The sequence below is a fragment of the Serratia sp. CoH_134_PS_4 genome (assembly GCF_058190535.1).
The window spans coordinates 277,856-289,815 of the sequence record NZ_JBXWKI010000007.1; the positions used below are offsets into that span (position 1 = coordinate 277,856).

The window sequence follows — 11,960 nt, forward strand, 5'->3', positions numbered from 1 at the left end:
AATTACTGGCCGCGCATCTGCTGGTGCTGCTGTTTGATTTGTTCCGCCACTTGCAACAGGCTGGCTTCAATTTTTGCCAGGCCAGCCGCGGGGGTAAACAAGCAGGGCTGATGCTGACTGAACAATCGACGTTGCTCCGCCAGGCGCTGCGCCAGTGCGTCCATTTCATCCAGCATCGCCTGGGGTGTTCCGCCGGTCTGTATGCCGGGCAGGGCCAACAGTGAGGGCTGACGGCTAACATCCAACACGGTGAGATGCAGTTGTTCGTCTACTTCCAGATCAATTTGTTGTGCAAAGCCAATGCCATTGAGCTTAGCGCGTACGTCACCGCCTTTTTGCAGCCAGTTTTCCAGAACGCTATTTTCAATACTCAGATGGTTAACCTGAATATCATGCAGTTGCAGTGGTTTTTGCAGTAACAAGGTCAGGGCGCCGGTCCCAAGCGGTGTTGCCAGGGCATACTGCGGTTTCCTGCTGAACATGCCGCCTTTTTTTACTAAGGCGATCGCTCGGCTGTCACTCTGCTGTTGCTGATGCTGCACCCAACGGGTGTGAATCTGTTGAAGTTGAATCAATAACGTTTGCTGTTGATAGGCTGACTCGGTCAGCAACTGGTCAATTTGCTGTTGCAGCAGTTTCAATGAGGTGAGGTCGTGCCACAGGCAGTCTTTCAATAGCATCAGGTCAAGCGGAGCCACGGCATCGCGGCCGCTGAAGAAAGCACAGGCCTGTAACAGCCGAAGTGCTTTTTTCCACCGACGATCGGAGACATAAGGGGCGTGGTCTAATGCATCCAGCCGTTGGCGCAACTGGAAGATCAGTTCAAAGCACGTTTCTGGCAGCTTGATTTTGTCTATCTGTGGCTGCCATTGATGATACTCCTCGTCACTGATGCTCAGCGCTTCCGGCACCGGGTTTTCATTCTCGTTCTGACGACTGACCAGCAGTGAGCGGAAATTCTGTTTGTCCTGCACTTTATCCAACCACAGACGTATCAGCATACGGTCGTACAGGGCTTCCAGGCTGTTATCGGATTCCGGCAGTTCGTTAGAGGCCGTGACCAGCAATCTTAGTGGGATCGGCTCTTCCGCGTTACCGTTACGGAAGCGACGTTCGTTGATCGCCGTGAGTAACGTATTGAGGATCGCCGGGCCCGCTTTCCAGATCTCATCCAGGAACACGATTTCTGCCTCGGGCAGATAACCGGCGGTCAGGCGCTGATAGCGGCCTTCATCTTTTAATGCCTGGATAGACAATGGGCCGAACACTTCTTCTGGCGTTGAGAAACGCGTCATCAGATATTCAAATGAGCGCGCGCTGCGAAAGGCAAATTTTAACCGGCGTGCGATCAGGCTCTTGGCGATGCCGGGCGGGCCAAGCAGAAACACGCTTTCACCGCTTAGCGCTGCCAGCAAACACAGGCGAATTGCTTCCTGTCGTTCATAAAGGCCGCTCTCAAGCGCGTTGCTGAGGCGGGATATCCGTTCTGCCAGAAGTGATGATGGCGCCATATTATTGCCGTGTTGTCCGAGAGTTAGCCAATCTTGGTGGATAATCCGATGATAAACCACCATTATTTTTAATGGTATAGCTTGTTGATTAGTAAAATCTTTCTATTATCAAAAGAGCGGCTGGTTCACATTTTGTTTATTTTTAGGGTCTGATATAAGAGTAGGCAAGCAGTATAAATCGTGCATACTGTGCGCCTTTTAGTGGGCGTAACGGATCTTAGAGCCCGTATCTCTGGCTGATGCGGATGCATCGCTAACGGATGTTCTAATAAAGAAACGAATTATGAGCACAGAGCATAAACAGTCTTTATCGGCGGTAACCCTTGCAGCAATTGGGGTCGTTTACGGTGATATCGGCACCAGCCCTCTCTATACTCTCAGAGAGTGTTTCTCCGGCCATTATGGCTTCGATGTTCGTCCAGACGTTGTTTTCGGCTTCCTGTCACTGATTTTCTGGATGCTGATCGTCATTGTTTCCCTGAAATACCTTACCTACGTCATGCGAGCGGATAACGCCGGTGAAGGCGGTATTCTGACGTTGATGTCATTGGCTGGGCGCCACACGTCGGCGCGCACCACCGCTATATTGGTGATTCTGGGCCTGATTGGTGGCAGCTTCTTCTATGGCGAGGTGGTAATCACGCCAGCAATATCGGTGATGTCGGCGATAGAAGGGCTGGAAATTGCAGCCCCGTCGCTTGATCCCTATATCGTTCCGCTGTCTATCTTGGTGCTGACGGTGCTGTTTGCCATTCAGAAGCACGGTACGGGGAGCGTCGGTAAGCTGTTTGCGCCAGTGATGTTACTGTGGTTTATCGTGCTGGCTGTGTTGGGTGCACGTAGCATTATGGCCAACCCAGAAGTGCTGCAGGCGTTAAACCCGAAATGGGCGCTGAACTTCTTTATTGAATATAAGAAGGTTTCGTTCTTTGCGCTGGGGGCGGTAGTGCTGTCGATCACCGGTGTCGAGGCGTTGTACGCCGACATGGGGCACTTTGGTAAATTCCCTATCCGCCTGGCCTGGTTCACCGTCGTGTTGCCTTCACTGGTGCTGAACTATTTCGGCCAAGGTGCGCTGCTACTGAAAAACCCTGAGGCCATCAAGAACCCATTCTTCCTGTTAGCCCCGGACTGGGCGCTGATCCCGTTATTGATCCTGGCGACGCTGGCCACGGTTATCGCCTCTCAGGCGGTGATCTCCGGCGTATTCTCACTGACGCGTCAGGCAGTACGTCTGGGTTACCTGTCACCGATGCGCATTATTCATACGTCGGAAATGGAGTCGGGCCAAATTTACATTCCGGTGATCAACTGGACACTGTATATCGCGGTGGTATTGGTGATTGTCGGGTTTGAACACTCCAGTAATTTGGCCGCGGCATACGGTATTGCCGTAACTGGGACCATGGTACTGACCAGTATTCTGGTGACCTCCGTGGCGATCAAAAACTGGCATTGGAACCGCTTCTTCGCGGTGGGCATTCTGGTCATCCTGCTGATTATTGACGTGCCGATGTTCGCTGCAAACGCCTTGAAGCTGTTCTCTGGCGGTTGGCTGCCGCTGCTGCTGGCGCTGGTGATGTTCATCATCATGACAACCTGGAAAAGCGAACGCTTTCGCTTACTGCGTCGCATGCATGAGCACGGTAATTCCCTTGAGGCGATGATTGCTTCATTGGAGAAATCACCGCCGGTGCGTGTGCCTGGTACTGCGGTATTTATGTCGCGTGCCATCAACGTGATTCCTTTTGCCCTGCTGCATAACCTGAAGCACAACAAGGTGCTGCATGAGCGGGTGGTGCTGTTGACGCTGCGTACTGAGGATGCGCCTTACGTACATAACGTACGCCGGGTGACTATCGAGCAACTGTCACCGACCTTCTGGCGGGTGGTGGCCAGCTATGGCTGGCGCGAAACGCCGAACGTTGAGGAGGTGTTCCACCGCTGCGGGCTGGAAGGGCTGCCATGCAGGATGACGGAAACCTCGTTCTTTATGTCGCACGAGTCGCTGATTCTCACTAAACGCCCCTGGTATTTGTTCCTGCGTGGCAAGTTGTTTATCGCATTGAGCCGTAATGCGCTGCGCGCGCCAGACCAGTTTGAGATCCCACCGAATCGGGTGATCGAACTCGGCACCCAGGTCGAGATTTAACTCTCCCTCAAGGGCTCAGCAATCGCTGGGCCCTTTCTGTTGATGTTCTCGGTAACACGAGCGAAACGTTTCGATAATGATCACATTTCTGCATTATCCCGGTTGCCTTCTCCTGACGTTTTTTTAAACTCCAGACACAAGCGAAACGTTTCGCTGGCGGAATGAGAAAAAGAAAATGAAAAAAGGCGTGCTGCTGAATGCTGATGTCTCTGCCGTGGTTTCGCGCCTCGGCCATACCGATCAGATCGCCATTTGCGATGCGGGGTTGCCTATTCCAGCGGCAACGCAGCGTATCGATCTGGCGCTGACGCAGGGAGTGCCGACGTTTTTACAGGTGCTCGAGGTGGTGACTCAGGAGATGCAGGTAGAAAGCGTCATTCTGGCAGAAGAGATCATCAAACAAAATCCGCCGCTCCACAACGCATTGTTGGCTCAACTGACCAAACTCGGCCAACACCAGGGCAATACCATTAGCGTGAGCTATATCAGTCACCGTGCCTTCAAAGCGCAAACTGAACACAGCCGGGCGGTGATCCGCAGCGGGGAATGCTCGCCATACGCGAATGTGATCCTCTGTGCCGGCGTAACTTTCTGAGGCGTCTATGCAACCTTTACTGCAACTGAAAGGGATCGATAAAGCCTTTCCCGGCGTGAAGGCGCTTTCCGGCGCTGCGCTCAGCGTTTATCCCGGCAAGGTGATGGCGCTGGTGGGGGAAAACGGTGCGGGAAAATCCACCATGATGAAAGTGCTGACCGGCATTTATAACAAAGACGCCGGCAGTCAGTATTTTCTCGGTAAAGAAGTGGCGTTCAACGGCCCGAAGGATTCGCAGGAAGCGGGTATAGGTATCATCCATCAGGAACTTAATCTGATCCCGCAATTGACGATTGCGGAGAACATCTTTCTCGGGCGTGAGTTTGTCAACCGTATCGGCCGCATCGACTGGAAACGCATGTATGCCGAAGCCGACAAACTGCTGGCGCGGTTGAACCTGAGTTACAGCAGTCACCGGCTGGTGGGTGAACTGTCGATTGGCGATCAGCAGATGGTGGAAATCGCCAAGGTGCTGAGCTTCGAATCGAAGGTCATCATCATGGATGAGCCAACGGATGCGTTGACCGACACCGAAACCGCTTCTTTATTTAAAGTGATCAACGAACTTAAGGCCGAAGGGCGAGGCATTGTTTACATTTCGCACCGGCTGAAAGAGATTTTTGAAATTTGCGATGACGTTACGGTATTTCGTGATGGGCAGTTCATCGCCGAACGACCGGTCAGCGAGCTGCAGGAAGATTCGCTGATAGAAATGATGGTAGGCCGCAAGCTGGAAGAACAATATCCGCGTTTGAATCAGCCGCGTGGTGAAAAAAGGCTGGAAGTCAGCCAGGTCTCTGGCCCGGGCGTGCATGACGTCAGCTTTACGTTGTACCGCGGCGAAATACTTGGTGTTGCCGGGTTGATGGGCGCTGGGCGTACCGAGTTGATGAAAATTCTCTACGGCGCCGCACCGCGTAAAGCCGGTACCGTCAAACTCGACGGGCATGAGGTGGTCACCCATTCTCCACAGGATGGCTTGGCAAACGGCATTGTGTATATCTCCGAAGACCGTAAGCGCGATGGCCTGGTGTTGGGGATGTCAGTGAAGGAAAACATGTCGCTGACTGCGCTGCGTTATTTCAGCCGTGCCGGTGGCAGTCTGAAACAGGCCGAAGAACAGCAGGCGGTGGGCGATTTCATCCGCTTGTTCAATATCAAGACACCGTCGATGGAACAGCCGATAGGCCTGCTCTCCGGCGGCAACCAGCAGAAAGTGGCAATTGCCCGCGGCCTGATGACGCGGCCAAAGGTGTTGATCCTCGATGAACCAACGCGGGGGGTCGACGTCGGTGCCAAAAAAGAAATCTATCAGTTAATCAACCAGTTCAAGCAGGAAGGGTTGAGCATCATTCTGGTGTCGTCGGAAATGCCGGAGGTTATGGGCATGAGTGACCGTATTCTGGTCATGCACGAAGGACATCTCAGCGGCGAGTTCCCGATTGAACAGGCCACCCAGGAAGCGTTGATGGCTGCGGCTGTTGGCAAGCAATACGGCGTAAAGCAGGAGTAATCAGATATGAGTTCCCAGAGTGTGGCAAAACGCTGGTTCAGTAAAGAGTGGCTGTTAGAGCAAAAATCACTGATTGCTCTGCTGGTGCTGATCGCCGTGGTTTCTTCAATGAGCCCTAATTTCTTCACGGTAAACAACCTGTTCAATATTCTGCAGCAAACGTCGGTGAACGCCATTATGGCGGTAGGGATGACATTAGTGATCCTCACTTCCGGCATTGATTTGTCGGTAGGATCGTTGCTGGCATTGACTGGCGCAGTGGCGGCGTCGATCGTCGGTTTTGAAATTAACGCGGTGGTTGCCGTCGCGGCGGCATTGGCATTGGGTGCGGCAGTGGGCGCCTGTACCGGGGTGATCGTTGCCAAAGGCAAGGTTCAGGCATTTATTGCCACCCTGGTCATGATGCTGTTGTTGCGCGGGGTCACCATGGTGTACACCAACGGCAGCCCGGTGAATACCGGCTTTACCGACGTGGCGGATACTTTCGGCTGGTTCGGCATCGGCCGCCCATTGGGGGTTCCAACCCCGATCTGGATCATGGCGATCGTATTTATCGCTGCCTGGTACATGCTGCACCATACCCGTTTGGGCCGTTATATTTATGCCCTGGGCGGTAACGAAGCGGCGACCCGCCTGTCCGGTATCAGCGTCGATAAAGTAAAGATTATCGTCTATTCACTCTGTGGATTGCTGGCTGCGCTGGCGGGCGTGATTGAAGTGGCGCGTTTGTCTTCGGCACAGCCAACCGCCGGTACCGGCTATGAGTTGGACGCCATTGCAGCAGTCGTGCTGGGCGGTACCAGCCTGGCGGGTGGCAAAGGCCGCATTGTTGGCACGCTGATCGGGGCGCTGATCCTTGGCTTCCTGAATAATGGCCTGAATTTATTGGGTGTTTCTTCCTACTACCAAATGATCGTGAAGGCAGTGGTGATACTGCTGGCGGTTCTGGTAGAGAACAAAAGCAACAAATAACCTCCCCCTACAGGAATCACGATGATGAAAATGAAAAAATTGGCAATTCTGGCTTCAGCCTTCGCGCTGAGCGCTACCCTGAGTGCTAACGCACTGGCTAAAGACACCATCGCGCTGGTGGTCTCTACCCTGAATAACCCGTTCTTCGTTTCGATGAAGGAAGGCGCACAACAAGAAGCGAATAAACTGGGCTACAACCTGGTGGTGCTGGATTCGCAAAACAACCCGGCGAAAGAGCTGGCAAACGTGCAGGACCTGATGGTGCAAGCACCTAAGTTGCTGTTGATCAACCCAACGGACTCTGATGCCGTTGGTAACGCTATCAAGATGGCCAATCAGGCCAAGATCCCTGTCATCACATTGGACCGTGTGGCGAGTAAAGGTGACGTCGTCAGCCATATCGCGTCTGATAACCGTGTCGGCGGTAAAATGGCCGGTGATTTTATTGCCAAAAAAGTCGGTGCAGACGCTAAAGTGATCCAGCTGGAAGGGATTGCCGGTACTTCTGCGGCACGTGAACGCGGCGAAGGGTTTAAACAGTCTCTGGATCAGAACAAATTCAAACTGTTGGCTAGCCAACCGGCAGACTTCGACCGTACCAAAGGGTTGAACGTGATGCAGAACCTGCTGACCGCTCATCCAGACGTGCAGGCCGTTTTTGCACAGAATGATGAAATGGCGCTGGGTGCACTGCGTGCTCTGCAAACCGCCGGTAAAACCGATGTGGTCGTGGTAGGCTTCGACGGCACTGCCGATGGCGTGAAAGCGGTTGAAGGCGGCAAACTGGCGGCAACCGTGGCACAGCGTCCAGATCAAATTGGTGTGATCGGCGTAGAAACTGCCGACAAAGTGCTGAAGGGCGAAAAAGTACCGGCCACGATTCCGGTAGATTTGAAACTGGTCACCAAATAAGACACACCCGCGCCATCTTATGATGGCGCGCAATTCAGGAATCAATGCGATGGAAACAGGTAAGCTGGTGGTTCTGGGCAGCATTAATGCCGACCATATCCTCAATATTGAGCATTTCCCACATCCGGGTGAAACGGTGATCGGGAAACAGTATAAGGTGGCGTTCGGTGGCAAGGGCGCTAACCAGGCGGTGGCTGCAGGGCGCAGCGGGGCAGATATCGCCTTTATCGCCTGCGTGGGGGCTGACGATATCGGCGAACGCATCCGCAAACAGCTGGCGACCGATCGCATTGATACCCAACCGATTGAAGCTATTGCCGACAGCACCACCGGCGTGGCGCTGATTTTCGTCAACGCGGAGGGCGAGAATGTGATCGGCATTGATGCCGGCGCCAACGCCGCAGTGACACCAGACTATCTGGCGCGTTACCAGCAAAAGATTGTGGATGCCGATGCGCTGCTGATGCAGCTCGAATCTCCGTTGGAGACCGTTATTGGCGCCGCCAACCTGGCGAAACAGCACCAAACTCAGGTGATCCTCAATCCGGCACCGGCACGTGAATTGCCTGATGAGCTGCTGGCAATGGTCGATATGATCACGCCAAACGAGACAGAAGCCCACCGCCTGACCGGTATTACGGTCAACAATGACGATGATGCTGCACAAGCCGCCCAGGCTTTGCATGATAAAGGCATTGCCACGGTGATCATCACTCTTGGTAGCCGAGGTGTCTGGCTGAGTGAGCAGGGTAACGGCAAATTGGTGCCAGGTTTTAAGGTCAAAGCGGTAGACACCATCGCTGCCGGTGACACGTTCAATGGCGCACTGGTAACGGCGCTATTGGAAGGGAAAGTGATGGCTGATGCGGTGCGTTTTGCTCATGCGGCGGCGGCGATTGCGGTGACCCGACCGGGCGCACAGCCTTCCGTGCCTTGGCGCGAAGAGATTGATGCCTTTTTGCAGCAGCAGGAGTAACCCCTTTGGCCACCATGAAAGATGTCGCCCGTCTGGCGGGTGTTTCAACCTCGACGGTCTCGCACGTCATTAATAACAATCGCTTTGTCAGCGACAGTGTGCGAGCTAAAGTCATGGCGGCCGTTGAACACCTTAACTATGCCCCCTCTGCACTTGCGCGTAGCCTCAAACTGAATCAGACGCGCACCATCGGCATGTTGGTCACCTCCAGTAACAACCCTTTCTATGCTGAGGTCGTACGCGGCGTTGAACGCAGTTGCTATGAGCGTGGCTACAGCCTGATCCTGTGCAATACGGAAGAGGACGCCGCGCGCATGAATCGCAACATGGAAACACTGCTGCAAAAACGTGTCGATGGTTTGCTATTAATGTGCACCGAGAACCACCGGCCATCGCAAGATGCGCTGAGCCGTTATCCCTCACTCCCTATAGTGATGATGGACTGGGCTCCGTTCGAGGGGGCTAACGACATTATCCAGGACAATTCGTTGCTGGGCGGTGAGATGGCGACCGATCACCTGATCGCCCGCGGGTATCGCAAAATTGCCTGTATTGCCGGGCCACAGGATAAAACCACGGCACGCCATCGGTTAGAAGGCTATCGCCGGGCGATGCAACGCGCCGGGTTGGCTGTCCTGCCGGGATATGAAGTGCACTGTGATTTTGAATTTGAAGGTGGCGTTGATGCCATGAAACAATTGCTGGCGTTGGCTGAGCCACCGCATGCGGTATTTGCCGGTAATGACGCTGTTGCGGTAGGGGCCTATCAGGCCTTGTACCAGGCCGGGTTATCGGTACCGCAGGACATGGCAGTGATGGGCTACGATGATATTGAGCTAGCCAAATACTTGGCTCCGCCACTCAGTACTATTCACCAGCCAAAGGATTCTCTGGGGGAGCTGGCGATCGATGCGTTGATCAACCGCCTGCAAAACCCAGAACGTGACGCTCAGGTTTTGGTTTTAACGCCTGAGCTGGTGGAGCGCGCCTCGGTGGGGTGGCGTTAACCTGAGACCTTTGCCGGTTTCTTTGGGTCTTGGCCGCTGATCAGGTTACGGCCGTCTTTTCTTCTTAATAATAGAAACACAAATGCCGACGCCACGGTGACAATGCCCATGGTAATAAAGGTGTAGTGGAAGTGATCAACCATGGTGCCGAGTGACATCGTTTGATAGAAACGCAGTACCGCCGCACTGATCGCCACGCCGAAGCTAATGGATAATTGTTGCGTGACGGCCAGCACGCTGTTGCCGGAGCTGGCATTGCTGTCGTTCAGGTCAGCCAGGCTGATGGTGTTCATGGCGGTGAATTGCGTAGACATGGCCATTCCCAGCACAAACAGCGGCAGAATCATCAACCACAGCGGCATGCCAGGGCTTTGCAGTGCGAACTGAGCTATCAGTACGCCAATAATGATGGTGATACCAACCAATGTTTTGCGATAGCCAAACCACCGCAGCACTTGAGTGACGGTGGATTTTGCCATCAACGAACCGACGGCTGTCGGTGCCATCATGCAACCGGCAATTATTGCTGAGTAACCAAAACCGACTTGCAGCATCAACGGCATCAAAAACGGAACACAGCCGGTACCAAGGCGTGAGGCAACATTACCGGCAATGCCTACCGAGAAGGTCCGGGTCTGGAATAAATCCAGGCCAATGAGGGGCTGGGGGTGTCTGCGGGCATGGGCGATATAGCCAAACAGCATCACCACGCCGCTGAGCAGAATGCCCAGAGAGATATAGCTGGCCAGGACTTGTTCACCAAACAGCTCCAACCCAGTGGAAACCAGCACCAGGCTCAAACCAAACAACATAAAGCCAATAAAGTCGAAGCGGCGCTTGGGCGTGGTGAAATCCGGCATATATTTGCGTGCATAGAAGATGCCGAGCAGGCCAATGGGGATATTGATAAGGAAAATCCAGTGCCAGGTGGCATAGGTTACCAGCCAACCGCCCAGCATCGGGCCCATGATCGGACCAACCAACCCGGGCATGGTCACGAAGTTCAACACCGGTAACAGTTCGCTGCGCGGGTAGGCGCGTAGCAGCGCCAAGCGTGCCACGGGCATCATCATCGCACCGCCGACGCCCTGAATGACGCGTGACGTCACCAGAACGCTTAGCGTCGGGGAAAGGGCGCACAGCAGGGAGCCGAGAGTAAACAGCGAAACCGCGATGATAAACACGCGGCGGGTGCCGAAGCGATCTGCCAGCCAGCCGCTCACCGGGATCAGCATGGCAACCGTCAAGGTGTAGCTGATCACGGCCGACTGCATTGCCAACGGAGAGCGCTCCAGGCTTTGAGCTATTGCCGGTAACGCGGTATTGAGGATAGTGGCGTCCAGCGCCTGCATAAAGAACGCCATTGCGGCGATCCAAGGTAGCCCTGCCATACTGCGCGCGGATTTAATCATTATGAGTCCTGGTTAACCGTCGTATTCGTCCCTTTCATCTTTCTTCTATATATAAGTAGGGAGTGAGTTAGTCTTTTTCTCTGAGCAAAATTTGGCAGGCGGCTAATGCCTCTGCGCTGTCACCGGCGAGTATTGCATCGACGATGGCCTGATGGTGCTGCAGCTTAATCACTTCGTTACCGGTAATGGCACGGAAGTAACTTTGATACACCGAACTGAACAGATTAGCGAACGACGTTAGAAACGGATTGCCGCTGGCCTCATAGATGAGCTGGTGGAACTGGGTATCAACCTGGATCCAGTGTTCGCGATCGAACTGGATATGCAATGCTCGCATCTCTGCCATCAGTTCAGCCAGCCGGGCGGTTTGCTGAGTGCTGGCATGGGCCGCCGCCAGTGAGCAGGCCTGAGGTTCCAAAGAGGTACGTAGTATAAGGAAGTGTTGCATCACCTGATCGAAGTTCTCTTTGGTCATCCACCAGGTCAGTAAATCCTGATCGAGAAAATTCCATTGGCTTTGCGGCATCACACGGGTACCGATGCGTGGGCGAGGTAACAGCATGCCTTTGGCTGCCAGCATCTTCACAGCTTCGCGTACCGCTGTGCGGCTAACGCCGAATTGTTCACCCAGCTCCATCTCCCCGGGCAGGATACTACCGGCCTGATAATCGCCTGCCAGAATTTGTTGGCCGAGTTTTTCTGCAAGAAGATAAGAAAGATTGCGTTGGGCGGCCTGTTGTTGAGCATTAAATTGCATGGCTGCGATTCCTTTACTGACATTGTTACTCTTATTTTACTCCACGGACCGCCAGCTTTTGTGGCTGTTTACCGGAAAAAGTGACGAAAACGCTGACTTGTTCAGCGCTTTGTTGAAAAAAAACGCGCTTGAAAAGTTTTTTGCATTTAGGGG

10 protein-coding genes are annotated in these 11,960 nt (G+C 53.8%); 7 read left to right on the plus strand and 3 right to left on the minus strand.

Going from position 1 to position 11,960, the window contains the following annotated elements; translation table 11 throughout:
• Positions 1–2 precede the first annotated feature (2 nt).
• Positions 3–1,511 (minus strand): ATPase RavA, encoded by a 1,509-nt coding sequence (ravA, locus tag AC2FCQ_RS13725; RefSeq protein WP_209638107.1) that lies wholly within the window; start codon positions 1,509–1,511, stop codon positions 3–5.
• 283 nt (positions 1,512–1,794) lie between these two features.
• On the opposite strand from ravA, the gene kup reads away from it, so the two are divergent.
• The 7 genes from kup to rbsR all read left to right on the plus strand — a co-directional run bounded on the left by kup (position 1,795) and on the right by rbsR (position 9,638).
• Entirely contained in the window at positions 1,795–3,663 is a 1,869-nt protein-coding gene (kup, locus tag AC2FCQ_RS13730) for a low affinity potassium transporter Kup (protein ID WP_209638109.1), read from the plus strand.
• 175 nt (positions 3,664–3,838) lie between these two features.
• Entirely contained in the window at positions 3,839–4,258 is a 420-nt protein-coding gene (rbsD, locus tag AC2FCQ_RS13735) for a D-ribose pyranase (RefSeq protein WP_490308409.1), read from the plus strand.
• Between the two features lie 7 nt (positions 4,259–4,265).
• Positions 4,266–5,771 carry a ribose ABC transporter ATP-binding protein RbsA gene (rbsA, locus tag AC2FCQ_RS13740; RefSeq protein ID WP_209638113.1) on the plus strand — a complete coding sequence of 502 codons (1,506 nt, stop codon included), beginning with the start codon at positions 4,266–4,268 and terminating at the stop codon, positions 5,769–5,771.
• Positions 5,772–5,777: 6 nt separating this feature from the next.
• On the plus strand, positions 5,778–6,743 hold the full coding sequence (rbsC, locus tag AC2FCQ_RS13745; protein ID WP_037421280.1) for a ribose ABC transporter permease: 966 nt from the start codon (positions 5,778–5,780) through the stop codon (positions 6,741–6,743).
• A 24-nt stretch (positions 6,744–6,767) separates the two neighbouring features.
• Positions 6,768–7,655 carry a ribose ABC transporter substrate-binding protein RbsB gene (gene rbsB, locus AC2FCQ_RS13750; RefSeq protein WP_037421308.1) on the plus strand — a complete coding sequence of 296 codons (888 nt, stop codon included), beginning with the start codon at positions 6,768–6,770 and terminating at the stop codon, positions 7,653–7,655.
• A 49-nt stretch (positions 7,656–7,704) separates the two neighbouring features.
• Positions 7,705–8,631 carry a ribokinase gene (gene rbsK / locus AC2FCQ_RS13755; protein WP_490308410.1) on the plus strand — a complete coding sequence of 309 codons (927 nt, stop codon included), beginning with the start codon at positions 7,705–7,707 and terminating at the stop codon, positions 8,629–8,631.
• Between the two features lie 5 nt (positions 8,632–8,636).
• Positions 8,637–9,638 (plus strand): ribose operon transcriptional repressor RbsR, encoded by a 1,002-nt coding sequence (gene rbsR, locus AC2FCQ_RS13760; RefSeq protein ID WP_209638117.1) that lies wholly within the window; start codon positions 8,637–8,639, stop codon positions 9,636–9,638.
• On the opposite strand, the gene mdtD is transcribed toward rbsR, so the two are convergent.
• Both mdtD and AC2FCQ_RS13770 read right to left on the minus strand, forming a co-directional pair.
• Positions 9,635–11,050 carry a multidrug transporter subunit MdtD gene (mdtD, locus tag AC2FCQ_RS13765; protein ID WP_209638120.1) on the minus strand — a complete coding sequence of 472 codons (1,416 nt, stop codon included), beginning with the start codon at positions 11,048–11,050 and terminating at the stop codon, positions 9,635–9,637. The genes rbsR and mdtD overlap by 4 nt on opposite strands.
• A gap of 67 nt (positions 11,051–11,117) precedes the next feature.
• Positions 11,118–11,807: a FadR/GntR family transcriptional regulator gene (locus tag AC2FCQ_RS13770; RefSeq protein ID WP_209638122.1), complete on the minus strand. Its 690-nt coding sequence runs from the start codon at positions 11,805–11,807 to the stop codon at positions 11,118–11,120.
• Between the last annotated feature and the right edge of the window lie 153 nt (positions 11,808–11,960).